The sequence below is a fragment of the Reyranella sp. genome, assembly GCF_044224635.1.
In the GTDB taxonomy this organism is placed as follows: Bacteria; Pseudomonadota; Alphaproteobacteria; order Reyranellales; family Reyranellaceae; genus Reyranella.
In genome coordinates this window covers 292,297-305,147 of the sequence record NZ_JBGAKA010000001.1, presented here as the reverse complement: position 1 = coordinate 305,147, position 12,851 = coordinate 292,297, and the positions used below count along the sequence as shown (strand labels likewise).

At 66.8% G+C, this 12,851-nt stretch carries 13 protein-coding genes; 9 read left to right on the top strand and 4 right to left on the bottom strand.

Features of this window, described 5'->3' with window-relative positions; genetic code table 11:
* Nucleotides 1-77: 77 nt before the first annotated feature.
* The 5 genes from yghU to ACILR9_RS01400 all read left to right on the top strand — a co-directional run bounded on the left by yghU (nt 78) and on the right by ACILR9_RS01400 (nt 3,903).
* The gene (gene yghU / locus ACILR9_RS01420; protein ID WP_395708088.1) at nt 78-953 is read left to right on the top strand and encodes a glutathione-dependent disulfide-bond oxidoreductase; all 876 of its coding nucleotides are present in this window, start codon (nt 78-80) and stop codon (nt 951-953) included.
* Between the two features lie 80 nt (nt 954-1,033).
* The gene (locus ACILR9_RS01415) at nt 1,034-1,999 is read left to right on the top strand and encodes a Bug family tripartite tricarboxylate transporter substrate binding protein (RefSeq protein WP_395708087.1); all 966 of its coding nucleotides are present in this window, start codon (nt 1,034-1,036) and stop codon (nt 1,997-1,999) included.
* 52 nt (nt 2,000-2,051) lie between these two features.
* Nucleotides 2,052-2,438 carry a hypothetical protein gene (locus tag ACILR9_RS01410; RefSeq protein ID WP_395708086.1) on the top strand — a complete coding sequence of 129 codons (387 nt, stop codon included), beginning with the start codon at nt 2,052-2,054 and terminating at the stop codon, nt 2,436-2,438.
* A gap of 213 nt (nt 2,439-2,651) precedes the next feature.
* Entirely contained in the window at nt 2,652-3,536 is an 885-nt protein-coding gene (locus ACILR9_RS01405) for an HpcH/HpaI aldolase/citrate lyase family protein (protein ID WP_395708085.1), read from the top strand.
* Between the two features lie 4 nt (nt 3,537-3,540).
* Nucleotides 3,541-3,903, top strand: a complete 363-nt coding sequence (locus tag ACILR9_RS01400; RefSeq protein ID WP_395708084.1) for a hypothetical protein — start codon at nt 3,541-3,543, stop codon at nt 3,901-3,903.
* Nucleotides 3,904-3,942: 39 nt separating this feature from the next.
* Here the strand turns inward: ACILR9_RS01400 and ACILR9_RS01395 are convergent, their stop codons facing one another.
* A complete protein-coding gene (locus tag ACILR9_RS01395; protein WP_395708083.1) occupies nt 3,943-4,767 on the bottom strand; it encodes an EamA family transporter in 825 nt (274 codons plus the stop codon).
* Between the two features lie 189 nt (nt 4,768-4,956).
* Here ACILR9_RS01395 and ACILR9_RS01390 point away from each other — a divergent pair, with 189 nt between their 5' ends.
* Nucleotides 4,957-5,778: an enoyl-CoA hydratase/isomerase family protein gene (locus tag ACILR9_RS01390; protein WP_395708082.1), complete on the top strand. Its 822-nt coding sequence runs from the start codon at nt 4,957-4,959 to the stop codon at nt 5,776-5,778.
* Between the two features lie 264 nt (nt 5,779-6,042).
* Here ACILR9_RS01390 and ACILR9_RS01385 read toward each other — a convergent pair whose 3' ends face one another.
* Complete coding sequence (locus ACILR9_RS01385; protein ID WP_395708081.1) at nt 6,043-6,825, bottom strand: IclR family transcriptional regulator C-terminal domain-containing protein; 783 nt, start codon at nt 6,823-6,825, stop codon at nt 6,043-6,045.
* A 249-nt stretch (nt 6,826-7,074) separates the two neighbouring features.
* On the opposite strand from ACILR9_RS01385, the gene ACILR9_RS01380 reads away from it, so the two are divergent.
* Nucleotides 7,075-8,532 (top strand): 4-hydroxyphenylacetate 3-hydroxylase N-terminal domain-containing protein, encoded by a 1,458-nt coding sequence (locus tag ACILR9_RS01380; protein ID WP_395708080.1) that lies wholly within the window; start codon nt 7,075-7,077, stop codon nt 8,530-8,532.
* A gap of 203 nt (nt 8,533-8,735) precedes the next feature.
* Here the strand turns inward: ACILR9_RS01380 and ACILR9_RS01375 are convergent, their stop codons facing one another.
* Both ACILR9_RS01375 and ACILR9_RS01370 read right to left on the bottom strand, forming a co-directional pair.
* A complete protein-coding gene (locus ACILR9_RS01375; RefSeq protein WP_395708079.1) occupies nt 8,736-10,439 on the bottom strand; it encodes an amidohydrolase family protein in 1,704 nt (567 codons plus the stop codon).
* Nucleotides 10,440-10,606: 167 nt separating this feature from the next.
* Entirely contained in the window at nt 10,607-11,347 is a 741-nt protein-coding gene (locus ACILR9_RS01370; protein WP_395708078.1) for an NADAR family protein, read from the bottom strand.
* An 86-nt stretch (nt 11,348-11,433) separates the two neighbouring features.
* Here ACILR9_RS01370 and ACILR9_RS01365 point away from each other — a divergent pair, with 86 nt between their 5' ends.
* On the top strand, nt 11,434-11,796 hold the full coding sequence (locus tag ACILR9_RS01365) for a DUF4326 domain-containing protein (RefSeq protein WP_395708077.1): 363 nt from the start codon (nt 11,434-11,436) through the stop codon (nt 11,794-11,796).
* A gap of 214 nt (nt 11,797-12,010) precedes the next feature.
* Complete coding sequence (locus tag ACILR9_RS01360) at nt 12,011-12,796, top strand: hypothetical protein (RefSeq protein ID WP_395708076.1); 786 nt, start codon at nt 12,011-12,013, stop codon at nt 12,794-12,796.
* The last annotated feature ends 55 nt before the right edge of the window (nt 12,797-12,851 follow it).

Sequence of the window (12,851 nt, the reverse complement as noted above, 5' to 3'; positions counted from 1 at the left end):
GTCGCCAGGCGCGCCGGAAGGCCACTGGCAAGTTAGAATGGCGCCATGAGCGAAACCGCGATCGAAGGAACTAGAACATGAGCAGTACATCCGACTACGTGCCGCCGAAGGTTTGGGTCAACAAGCCGAGCGGCGGCCGCTTCGCCAACATCAACCGCCCGATCGCCGGGCCGACTCACGACAAGGAGCTGCCGGTCGGCAAGCATCCCTTTCAGCTCTATTCGTTGGGCACGCCGAACGGCCAGAAGGTCACCATCATGCTCGAAGAGCTGCTGGCGCGTGGCCACAAGGGCGCCGAGTATGACGCCTGGCTGATCAAGATCGGCGAGGGCGAGCAGTTCGGCAGCGGCTTCGTCGCCGTCAACCCCAACTCCAAGATTCCGGCGCTGGTCGACCGCAGCGGCGCCAAGCCGATCCGCGTCTTCGAATCGGGCGCGATGCTGCTGCACCTCGCCGAGAAGTTCGGTGAGTTCCTGCCCAAGGATGCGGCCGGGCGCGCCGAGTGCCTGTCATGGCTGTTCTGGCAGATGGGCAGCGCACCCTACCTGGGCGGCGGCTTCGGCCATTTCTATGCCTACGCGCCGTCCAAGATCGAGTACGCGATCGACCGCTTCGCCATGGAGAGCAAGCGGCAGCTCGATGTGCTCGAGCGCCGTCTCGGTGAGACGCCGTACCTCGCCGGTGACGACTACACCATCGCCGATATCGCCGTGTGGCCGTGGTACGGTGGCTTGGCGAAAGGGCTGCTCTACGGCGCGGGCGAGTTCCTGGCGGTCCACGAATACAAGAACGTCAACCGCTGGGCCGATGCCATCGGCGCGCGTCCAGCCGTCAAGCGCGGTCGCATCGTCAATCGCCTGCAGGGTGATCCGGCGATGCAGCTGCGCGAACGCCACGACGCCAGCGACTTCGAGCTCAGGACCGAAGACAAGCTGGCCGCGGCCGCGAACTAGCCGCCGGCGAAACATCGCCACAGTGGCGCCCCCGTGCCGAAGCATGGAGGCGTCGATGAACTGACTTGGGGCAGGTTTTCATGCATCGCCGATCCTTGATCAGCACCGCTCTGGCGGCCGGGCTGTTGCCCACGGCGGGCCGGGCACAGACGTTTCCATCGAAGCAGCTCCGCCTGGTCGTCGGCTTCGCGGCCGGCGGCGGCGGTGATATCGTGGCGCGCGTCCTGGCGCAGGAGCTGACCAAGAGCGACGGGCTGTCGGTGCTGGTCGACAACAAGCCGGGCGCCGGCGGCAACGTCGCGACCCGCGAGGCCTTGCGTGGGCCGGCCGACGGCCACACCGTCCTGCTCGCCAATGTCGGCATGCTGGCGGTCAATCCCTACGCCATGAAGGATGTCGGTTACGATCCCCAAGCCGATATCGCGCCGGTGTGCATGGCGGTCGATTTCTCCAACGTGCTGGTCGTGCATCCCAGCGTGCCCGCCAGGACGCTGGCCGAGTACCTGGCGCTGGCCAAGCGGCCCGAAGGAATGGACTACGGCACCTCCGGCATCGGCGGCGCCGGCCATCTTGCCGGCGAGCTCCTGAAGGCGCGCAGCGGCGCCAAGCTCAATCACATCCCGTTCCGCGGCGGCGGACCGGCGATGAATGACCTGGTGGCGGGCCACGTGCCGTCGCTGATCGCCAGCGCCCCCACCGCGACCGCCTTCATGCGAGACGGCCGCATCCGCGCGCTTGCCGTCACCGGCGCCAAGCGCTCGCCGTTCGACCCCGACATCCCGACCATTGCCGAGCAGGGCTTTCCCGGTTACGCCGCGACCAACTGGTACACCATCGTCGTGTCGTCGAAGACGCCGCCCGAGCTGGTTGCTGCCCTTGGTACGATCATGAACAAAGCGCTCGCCGCCGCCGAGGTGCGTGCAGCCTACGCTCAGCAGGGCATGGAAACGTTGGGCGGAACGGCAGAAGAAGCAAAGGCGCATATCGCGCGCGAGACTGAGATCTGGAAGAAGGTCATCGCCGACGCTGGCATCAGGCTGGAATGACACCCCCTGTTGCGGAACTTCCGGCGCCGCCGGCCATTGATGCGGCGGAACGATGCTCACGCTCGACCGCCACATTGCCGTTGCGACTCTCCTGGTGCTGCTTGCCGGCGCCGGAATTTCGATGTGCCAGAGTTCAGCGCGCGCCCAATCGGGCGAGCATGGCGACGGGCACGCAAGCAATCACGACTGGTATCAGTATCTCAAGACGCCGCAGGGTTACTCGTGCTGCAAGGGGGACGTGACGGGCGGCGATTGCCGGCCGGTGCAGGCCCGGCCGCGCGATGACGGCCAGTGGGAGGCCTATTTCGGCGGTCAATGGCAATCCGTGCCGAGCGAGCGGATCCTGCCCGACCGGCTCAACCGCGTGCCGCTGCACGCCCACATCTGCGAGCAGGACGGCTACGTCAGGTGCTTCCTGCGCGGTGGCGGCGGAACCTGAAGCTGGCAGCGCGCCACTCCGATGGCGCTCATGTGATCTGTGATCGAGAAGAAGAGCGCCATCGGAGTGGCGCGTTCCCAGCCATGAGCTTCCTTGGTGCAGCGCCGTCCCGTCGCAAACCGTCCTGATTTCGCAGGCCGGCCTGTGAAGGGCACGGCGACGACTTTGTCACAGCGGCGGTCTAGAAGGGGACTGCTGACTGGAGTGCATCCCATGATCTCGCCCCTGCCGTCCTGGCGCTCGCTGCTGTTCGTCCCGGTGACCTCTGAGCGCTTTGTCGCCAAGGCCCACACGCGCGGCGCCGACGCCATCATCCTCGACCTCGAGGATTCGATCCTGCCGACGCACAAGGCCATCGCGCGCACTGCGCTGGCCGCCACCGTGCCGCGCGTCGCCCAGGCCGGCGCCGACGTCGTGGTGCGCATCAACCGGCCGCTGGATCTCGCCGTCGCCGATATCGCCGCCGCCGTCATGCCCGGCGTCGCCGCCCTGATGCTGCCCAAGGTGATGGGCCCCGAGCATGTCCGGCTGCTGGCCGAGCTGGTGAGTGATCGCGAGGCGGCGCTCGGCATGACGATCGGCCATACGCGCTTCCTCGCCCTGATCGAGTCCCCGGCGGCGCTGCCGCACCTCTATGCTATCGCCGCCGAGCCGCGCATGGCCGGAATGTCGGTGGGCGGTGAGGACATGGCGACCGAGCTCGGCGCCATACCGTCGGCCGACAGCATGTATGTCTTCGCCATGCAGGGTCTCGCGGCGGCGCGGACGGCCGGCATCCTGCCGATGGGCTCGATGGGCCAGCTCGCCAACATCGACGACCTCGACTCCTACCGGGCCGGGCTGCGGCGCGGCCGGGCGCTGGGCTTCACCACGGCTTCCTGCATTCATCCCGCGCACGTGCCGATCATCAACGAGGAGTATGGCGCGTCGGACTCCGAGCTCGACCGGGCGCGCCGGCTGATCGCCGCCTTCGATGCCGCGGCGGCCGACGGCGCCGGTGCGGTAGCCTTCGAGGGCAGCATGATCGACCTGCCGGTCGTCATCCGCGCGCAACGTCTGCTCGAGCGCGCCGCCGCATGGGCGCGCGCTGCCGGCTGACGGAATGGAGCGGTCGCACGACGTCGTCATCATCGGCGGTGGCATTGCCGGAGCGGCTCTGGCCGCCGTGCTGGCGCGCGATCTCACGCCGGTCGACCGTGTCCGCGGCGAGTACGCACCGCCGTGGGGCGTCGCCGAGCTCAAGCGGTTGGCGCTGCTCGACCGTCTGCTGCAAGCGCATGCGCCGACTGCGCATCGCGGCGAGACTCGTTTCGACCCTTCGCGCCGAATTCGGCGCAACGGCACGTCGACGCCGTCAGTCGCTGGCGCAGCGGATTGCCGTCGACAAGATGCTGTCACCTGGACTGGCGACGCTCCTGGGACCGGAGATGCTCCCTGCCGAGGCCTTCGAACAGCGCACGATTGATGCCCTTCTGGCTCCCTGACGGCGCCCGGGCCTTGTTCGTCAGCGTCCTCTGGACAGGCTCAAGGTCGCACCGGCGCCGGCCACGATGACCAGCAGGATGCCGAGGTATTGCTGCAGGTCGAGCGCTTCGCCAAGAACGATGTAGGCCATGATCGCGCCGACCGCCGGGACCGCGCTGGCGAGCAAGCCGTAGACCCGTGACGGAAGCTGGCGCATGGCATGGATCTGCAGGAAGAACGGAATGGCGCTGCACAGGATTGCGATCACCAGTCCGGCCATCAGCCATTCCTGGCGGAACAGCTTGGCGCCGGTGGTCGCGAGGCCGAACGGCACCACGAAGATAAAGGCGATCGCCAGCCCGGCTGCCGCGATGCTGCCGCCGCCCAAGGTCGAAACCCGTTTTCCGTAGACGATGTAGCTCGCCCAGCACGCCGCCGAGCCGAAGGCGAACGCGATGCCGAGCGGGTCGACGGCAGCGACGTCGCCAAACCCCCTGAACAGGAGCAGGACCAGGCCGGCGATCGCGCACGCCACCCATGCCAGGTCGGCGGGCCGCCGCGAGTTGAAGACGACGACGGCGAGCGGTCCCGTCACCTCGATCGCCATCCCGATGCCGATCGGAATGCGGGCATAGGCCTGGTAGGCGATGCTGTTCATCAGCCCGAGCGCGACGCCGTAGGCGACGACATTGCCGATCTGGTTTCGCTTGACGCGAAGCCGCCAGGCCTGGGTCACAATGCCGAGCAGGATCGCGCTGAAGCCGACACGGAGCGCGATCACGCCCTCCGGCCCGATGGCCGCAAACAGCGACTTCGACCACGCCGCGCCCCAGGCGTTCGAGAACTGCGTCGCGACGACGGCCAAGGCTGCGAGAGCCGCGTAGTTTCTGGTTTGTTGGGCTTCAGGCATTCCCGCTCTGAAACCGGCCCGACTGTCGAGTCACGGTCACCTTTATCGCGCGAAACGGCGCTGAAGTCGATGCGATCGCGGCGTTGTCTTGGCTGCGCGGGCGGGCGATCGTTCGGTTGGGATCATTGAGCGAGAGGGCGAACCGTGAGCACATCGGAACAGACGCAACAGGGAGCAACGGGCGGGGCCGCGCAGGATCTCCTGATCGAGGATCACGGACACGTCCGCCTGCTGACGCTCAATCGGCCGCAGCGCGCCAACGCTTTGACGCCGGGGCTGATGGCGGCGATCGGCGAAGCGTTCGTCGAGGCCGGGGCCGATCCCGAGGTGCGGGCGATCGTGGTGACCGGCGCGGGCGATCGAGCGTTCTGCGGCGGCTTCGACCTGAAGGCGCGGCACGAAGCGGACCAGGCCGGCAAGCCGTTCGTCTATCTCATGTCGACCCGGGAGCGCTTCGTCTTCGAGGTGATCTACGAAACCTACAAGCCGGTGATCGCCGCGATCAACGGCGCGGCGGTCGCCGGCGGCTTCGAGCTGGCGCTCGCCTGCGACCTGCGGATCGGCGAGGAGCATGCGGTGTTCGGCCTGCCGGAAGCCAAGCGCGGGATGGGTGCCCATTTCGCCACCGTCATGCTGCCGCGGACCATTCCGCGGGCACACGCGCTCGATCTGCTGTTCCGCTCCGAGTACATCGATGCCGTGAAAGCCGAGCGCATCGGCTTCCTCAACAAGGTGGTGGCCAAGGGCAAGGCGCTGGACGAGGCGATGGCGTGGGCCACGCAGATCGCCGGCAATGCTCCGGTCACGGTACGACGGATGAAGGAGACGGCCTCCAAGGCGTCGGGCCTGCCGGCGTCGGCCGCCTTGCGGCTGAACGAAGGGACCAACCCCTACCTGTCGGAGGACCGCGTCGAGGGCATCGCCGCGTTCATCGAGAAGCGCCCGCCGCGCTGGAAGGGGCGATGATCCCTGGGCGCTGACTTAACTTGACTTACAAACGGACCTCACCCTGAGGAGCGGCCCGGAGGGCCGCGTCTCGAAGGGTCGACGACAGAGTTGGTGTGGCGACACGGATTTTCCAACGATTTCGTTGAGGCCCATCCTTCGAGACGGCCGCTGAGTTTATCCCGAGGAACTCGAGGGGCGGCCTCCTCAGGATGAGGATCTTGTGAGCCTTCGACGAGAGTTGGCGCCTATGGGAGCTGATCCCCGTCGGGCTGCGCGCGGGTATTATCCTCTTGCCGATTCCTGCTGCAGGGCCCGCCATCGCCGTTCGATCTCCCTGACTGCCTTCTTCATGGCACGCAGGTACCGCCTCGCGGCGACCTCGGGCGTCATCGCCGACGTGAAGAAGACAAGGTTGAGGCTCGCGAGGACCGGCCCGATGCCCTGAACCGGCAGGGCGATCGCGCTGATGCCGTGTTCGGCCTCGCCCACCGACGAGGCATAGCCATCCTTCCTGGTTTGCAGAACGAAGTGGCGGATGACTTTCTGATTGCGCGCCAGCGTCGCGTCCTCGGGCACCAGGGACGCCGTGATGTCGAGCATCTCGCGCCGGAGCGTCGGCGACGCGGCCGTGAGAATGGCGCGGCCGAGAGCGCTTCTCACCAGCGAGCGGCGTCGGCCGATCATCGATCGATGAACGGAGAACGGGCTGAACGAGTGCGTGCTTTCGTGGATCATGAGCGAGCCGAGCTCGAACAGGGCGAAATCGCTCGGCCACGATGCTTCCTTCAGCAGGGCGAACATGGGTGGCAGGGCAGCCTGGCTCGACAGGTCACTGAGCGATACGCCTTCGCTCAGCGTGCGCACCTGGTTGGTCAGAGCGAACAGGGCGCTCTTGGCGTCGAACGAGACGTATCCCTCGTCCTGCAACGTCTGCAGCAGGCGATAGCACGTTGTCCGATTGAGACCGGTGCTTGCGGCGAGCTGCTGGGCGCCGGCCGGCCCGGTCACATTGAGTTGCCGGATCAGGTCCAGCCCGCGCGACAGCGACCTGACGGAACGATGCATCTTTCACCCATGTTCGCCTCGCGAACATTTCAGATTCGGGCATGGAAGCCAAACGGTTCTCGCTTCAACCTTCGCAATGTGCGTGATGAAAGCTCATTGCCAGGAGCGCGCCACTCCGTGGCGCTCATGCTCTTCGTCGGGGCCGTGGGCGTCTCTCCAGCTTGTAACTCATGAGCGGGCGAGACGACCGCGATCCTCATGAGCGCCACGGAGTGGCGCGCTCCCGGCGCTTTTCATAGGGGAGGAAAGATGGCCATCAAGACCGGACAGGAATACGTCGCCTCGCTGCGCGACGGCCGCACGCTCCATATCGACGGCAAGGTCGTGTCCGATGTCACCGACTATCTGCCGTTGCGCGGCGTCATCGACACGATCGCGGCGTTGCACGACGACCAGCACGATCCGGCGCTCGGCGACATCCTGACATACCGCTCGCCTTCGACCGGCGACCTGGTCAGCAAGACCTATCTCGAAGCGCGCACCGCGGAGGAGTTCCGCGCGCTCGCCGCCTGCTTCCATCTGCGGGCGCAGCGCACCTTCGGCCTGATGGGCCGCCTGACCGACTTCATGTCGGGCTTCCTGGTCGATCTGTCGGCCGGCCTGCGCGCCCTGGGCAAGAACGAGGCGGCCGCGCGCGCCCAGGGCATGGTCGAGCTTTGCCGCGAGGGCGACCTTCAGGTGACGCACGCCCTGATCGATCCGCAGTCCGATCGATCGACGCTCGATGCGCCGTCGCAGGCGGTGCGGGTGGTGGAACGGACAGCCGAGGGCACCGTGGTCAGCGGCTGCCGCATGCTGGCGACGCTCGCGCCGGTCGCCAACGAGTGCTACGTCGGCCCCTACTACCCGCGCAAGGCGGGCGAGGAGAATTTTGCCCTCGCGTTCGTCATTCCCATGAATGCGCCGGGCCTCTCCATCCTGGCGCGCGAGAGCTTTCATCACGGCCAGTTGCGCTTCGACCGTCCGCTCAGCAGTCGCTTCGACGAGGGCGACGCAATCCTGATGTTCGACCGCGTGCTGGTGCCGCACGACCGCATGATCGTCGACGGCGACCTCGCGGCATACAACGGCATGATCAACGCGCGACCGGGTTACACCGGCATCCAGGCCTGCACGCGCTCGACCATGAAATTGCGCTTCCTCGCCGGCATGGCGACGACCATCGCGCGCGCCAATGGCCGCGACAAGACCCCGCGCTTCCAGGCCGCCATCGGCGAGCTGATCGCCCTGATCAGTGTCGCCGAGGGTATCCGCCTGGGCGCCATGGCGGAAAGCCAGCGCCGCGTCGAGGCCTACGCTGCGGGCAAGCTGGTGGTCGAGGGCGACGGGCTGGGCGAGGCGGCGGCTGTCGGCAGCGCGAGCGGCGGGGCGATCAACTTCTTCTTCCCCTATGCCAACACCAAGGCGGCCGACGTGCTGCGCCTCGCCGCCGGGTCGGGCGTGCTGGCGATGACGGCGGGCGACTACGCCCATCCCGACGTCGGCCCGCTGATGGACCAATGGCTGATCGGGCCGAACATCGAGGCCAGGAAGCGGCTCGAGCTGATGAAGCTCGCCTGGGACATGACCGGCACCGAGTTCGGCTCGCGCGCCGGCCTTTATGAACGCCTCTACTCAGGCGACCCCGAAGCCAACGCACAACGCTGGTTCAGAAGCCCGGTCACCAGGGAATGCGAGGGGCTGGTGCAGCGATTGCTGGAGGGGTGACGCTATTCTCCTCTCCAGCTTCGCTGGGGAGGTGTCGCCGTCACACGGCGACGGAGAGGTCATGGCCGGGAGCGCGCCACTCCGTGGCGCTCATATTCTTCCGCGCGAGAGGAGGAATGAGCGCCACGGAGTGGCGCGCTCCCGGCACATGACGCATGGCTTCTCCTCAGGACGCTCGTGAGGAGAAGGAAGAACGTCGCCACCTAAGCGCGCGCCCGCAGCAACCGCCCTGGCAGGGCGCCGGTCGGCTCGCCGTGACGGTAGACCGCCTGGCCCGAGACGATGGTGGCGTCGAAGCCGTCGGTGCGCTGGACCAGGCGTTTGCCGCCGGCCGGCAGGTCGTAGACGATCTCAGGCCGGCGCAGGCGCATGTTGTCGTAGTCGAGCACGTTGATGTCGGCCTTCAGGCCGACCTTCAGCTGGCCGCGATCGTTGAGGCCCATGGCGACAGCGTTGTCGGCGGTCAGCCGCTTGATGCCCCAGGAGATCGGGAACAGCGAGCCGCGCCGGCGATCGCGCGTCCAATGGGTCAAGGTGTAGCTGGTCGCCGTCGCATCGCACATGATGCCGACATGGGCACCGCCGTCGCCCAGCCCGAGCAAGGAATTGGGCGCGGCGATCATTTCGCCCACCGCATCGAGATTGCCGCCGGCGTAGTTGGTGACCGGCAGATAGAGAATGCTCTTGCCGTCGCCCGCGATCAGCAGGTCGTAGGCTACTTCCTCGGGCGAGCGGCCCTGGCGCGCCGCATGGGCGGCGATGCTGCTGTCGGCCTCGGGCTCGTAGTCCGGCGGATCGCTGAGCGGGAACATGCGATCCCAGCGTTCGACGCGCCGCGCGCGCCGGCTGCCCTCGAAAGCTTCGGCCAGGATGCGGGCACGCAATTCGGGTTGGCGAAGCCGGGCGAGGCGTTCGGCAAACGGGAGATGGGCGATGGCCTTGTAGCTGGGCCGGCCCATGAACGGATTCTGCGACAGCTCCAGCCCGAGCAGGATGCTGGTCGGGCGCGAGCGGACCTGGGCGATGATGCGCAGGCCCTCGGCATTCGCCTCGTCGATATGCGACATCAGCGTACGCCAGCCATCGGGCTGCGCATCCGACTGCAGCAGGGAGATGGTGACGGGCCGGCGGGATTCGCGGGCCAGGCGGCGGAACAGATGGATCTCGCGGTCCTGGTCCTCGAAGTCGGAGACGATCTGCATCCAGCCGATTCCGGTATCGCGCATGGCATGGGCAATCGTCCTCAGCTCGGCCTCCTCGGCGCGCAGGGTCGGGATGTGCCTGCCGTCGGCCGCGCGATGATTGAGCGTGCGCGAGGTCGAGAAGCCGAACGCGCCGGCGCGCAGGCCCTCGGCCACCAGCTCGGCCATGCGGTGCCGGTCCTCCGCCGTCGCCGGCTCGCGATCGGCGCCGCGCTCGCCCATGACATAGACGCGGAGCGCCGCATGCGGCACCTGGGTGGCGATGTCGGTATCGTAGGGGCGCACGGCGATCGCATCGAGGTAATCGGGAAAGCTGTGCCAGTTCCAGGGCAGGCCTTCGGTCAGCACCACCTCGGGAATGTCCTCGACGCCCTCCATCAGGTTGACCAGAAGGTCGTGCTGGTCGGCGTGGCAGGGCGCGAAGCCGACGCCGCAATTGCCCAGCAGAACCGTGGTCACGCCGTTCCAGCTCGAGGGCGACAGGCGGTTGGTCCAGGTGACCTGCGCGTCGTAGTGCGTGTGCACGTCGATGAAACCCGGCGTGACCAGCTTGCCGCGCGCGTCGATCTCCTCGAGCCCCTTGGCGATGTTGCCGTCGATCGCCGCGATCCGGCCGTCGGTGATGGCGAGATCGGCCTCGTACGGGTCGCTGCCCGAGCCGTCGACGATCGTGCCGTTGCGAATCACCAGGCTGGGACGGGACATGCGGCTGCTCCGGGGGGCTCGATGTCGCCTATCGTACCGAGCAGAGTCGGCGGGGCAAGCCGTGTTGGTCGCATCATGCGCTCACGTGTCCTGCGCCGGATGCATGAAGGACCACGCCGTTGGCAACATTCCACCAGCTTGCTCGCGCCGACTGTGGGGGAGCCTGATCAGCGTCCGATCTTCTTGAGCTCATTCCGCAGGCGCATCCAGATCTGGGCCATGATCACGCCGGGGATCGATCGGCTGTCGCGGCGGACGACGTGGATGAGCGGGCGATCCCCCGTCGCCAGCAGGGCGCTCCGTGCATCCTCGTTCTGCTGGAACTTGGCGCGACAGGCCTTCTCCATCAGTTGCCAATGGTCCCAGGCGCCGACGGCGATGTCCTGGCCGTTGTAGCTGATCGTCTTTTCGTACTTCTGGCGCAGGCCTTCCGATCGGGCGCGCGGACCTTCATGTGCGGCCAGACGCTGCCGCTCCGTTTCGCTCGGGAATTTCAATCCCTGCCAGAATGATTCGATTGAAAGGTAGCGCCGACCGTCGAGCTCGAACGGCGTGGTCGCCAGATTGCTGATGATCCTGGCCAGCGGGTCGGTGCTCGTGCTGACGACGTTGAGGGGCTCGCGGCATGCCTCCAGGCGCGGCCCGAGATCGTGCAGCTCCACGGAAGACACATCGGGCTGGTCTGCACGCACGGCGAGCACATGGTCGGCGTGAGCCGCCTTCCATCGTACGAGCTCGGACGAATCCTCGTTCGACTGCGGGATCAGGACGATCAGCCCTTCTTTCAGCACGACTTTCATCTTCGTTTCATCCTGAAAACAACCTGCCTGGCGCAGTGGCCACGCGGGTAGTCGGCTAGCCATCAATCCCGACGAAATTCGGGCGGTGAATGCAACTCCCGCCACCATGATGACCTTTATTGATCACGGGAACGGTTGCCACCGCGGGCTAGAAGATGGCGAGGCGAAACAACCTTATTGCGAGGGCACAACACGTGGACACACGGATCGCGATGCCAGAGCGAGTCCAGATGCGGCGCACGGCGGGTTGGCGGAAACCGGCCGGAACGATCTACTGCGGTCGACCGAGCTTGTTCGGCAATCCATTTCCGGTGAGCATTCACGGGCGGGAGAAAGCGGTCGAGCTGCACCGGCGTTGGCTCGAGGGCAGCATGTCCCTCGACGAGATGACGGCGTTGAGCGCCGCAGATCACTTGCCGGACGCGATTTCCCTCGTCGATCTGCGCGGAATGGTGCTGCACAGGCTGCAAGAGCTGCGCGGCCATGACCTTGCTTGCTGGTGCCGCCTCGATCAGCCCTGCCATACCGAAGTGCTGCTCGAGCTCGCGAATAGCTAGGCACCCTTCTTGCGATCGTGCGGCACGCGTGGCCTGGTCATTCGTTCTCTCGCTCTGGTCGTTGGCTGCGCAAACCTGAGGCGAAGGATGCCGTCGCCTCAATCACTTGGTTCGAATTGCTGCCCGGCAAACCTCGATCTTCTCAGTCCAGGCGGCGGGGTTTAGACTGTTCGAGATTGCAATTTGAATTCTCGCAAGGAAGGCGCCGCGACCGATGAGCAGGGACAATTGGGGGTGGCGCGGCCGCATCGGCCTGTTCATCGTGGGTGGCGAGGTGGTGCCCGAGGCGGAATGGTGGGCTATGGCGCCGCCCGACGTCTCGATCCATGCCGCGCGCGTGACGGCGCGGGCACCATGGGCGGCTTGGCGGGCCGACAGGTCGGGCGTCGATCTCGAGGACGACGTCGTGCGCGGTTGCCGGCAGTTCGCCACCATGCGCCTGTCGGCGGTGGTTGTCGGCCACAGTTCGAGCAGCCTGATCGGCGGCAGGGGCTGGGACGAGGCCGCCGTCGCCGGACTGCGGGACAAGCTTGGGCCTCGGGGCGCTGTGACCACCAATGGCCTCGATACACAGGCGGCACTCTGCGCCAGCGACGTCAAGCGGCCGTTCCTCGTCCTGCCGCCTTGGTTCAACGACGAGCTGGTCGCCGCCGGCGTGCGGTACTATGCCGACCACGGCTTCGAGCCCACAGGCCATCTCCGTTACGACCCGGGCCGCAAATGGCGCGATCTTCCGCCGGCCGATCTTACGCGCGAAGGCATGCACCTCGAGCAGGAGCTCGAGCCGCTTTTCGCGCAGATCAAGCAAGCCTGCCCCACTGAGGCCGACGGCGTGCTGATCGCCGGCACTGGTTTTCGCTGCGTCGGCATCCTCGAGGCGCTCGAGCAGGACCTCAAGCGGCCGGCGATCTCGGCCAACCAGGCGAGCCTGTGGCACGCCATGCGATCCGCGTCGATCGAAGCAAGGGTGTCGGGCTATGGAAGCCTGCTTCGCTCGTGACGATTGGCGCGCGCGCTTGAAAGGCTCGATGCACCTGCCTATCGTTCGCCGCGTC

Excerpts from the sequence above, each read along its gene's own strand:
- ACILR9_RS01400 (WP_395708084.1), top strand. The coding sequence starts at position 3,541 with ATGGAGCGGTCGCACGACGTCGTCATCATCGGCGGTGGCATTGCCGGA.
- ACILR9_RS01380 (WP_395708080.1), top strand. The coding sequence starts at position 7,075 with ATGGCCATCAAGACCGGACAGGAATACGTCGCCTCGCTGCGCGACGGC.
- ACILR9_RS01375 (WP_395708079.1), bottom strand. The coding sequence starts at position 10,439 with ATGTCCCGTCCCAGCCTGGTGATTCGCAACGGCACGATCGTCGACGGC.
- ACILR9_RS01370 (WP_395708078.1), bottom strand. The coding sequence starts at position 11,347 with ATGGTGGCGGGAGTTGCATTCACCGCCCGAATTTCGTCGGGATTGATG.
- ACILR9_RS01405 (WP_395708085.1), top strand. The coding sequence starts at position 2,652 with ATGATCTCGCCCCTGCCGTCCTGGCGCTCGCTGCTGTTCGTCCCGGTG.
- ACILR9_RS01410 (WP_395708086.1), top strand. The coding sequence starts at position 2,052 with ATGCTCACGCTCGACCGCCACATTGCCGTTGCGACTCTCCTGGTGCTG.
- yghU (WP_395708088.1), top strand. The coding sequence starts at position 78 with ATGAGCAGTACATCCGACTACGTGCCGCCGAAGGTTTGGGTCAACAAG.
- ACILR9_RS01360 (WP_395708076.1), top strand. The coding sequence starts at position 12,011 with ATGAGCAGGGACAATTGGGGGTGGCGCGGCCGCATCGGCCTGTTCATC.
- ACILR9_RS01415 (WP_395708087.1), top strand. The coding sequence starts at position 1,034 with ATGCATCGCCGATCCTTGATCAGCACCGCTCTGGCGGCCGGGCTGTTG.
- ACILR9_RS01385 (WP_395708081.1), bottom strand. The coding sequence starts at position 6,825 with ATGCATCGTTCCGTCAGGTCGCTGTCGCGCGGGCTGGACCTGATCCGG.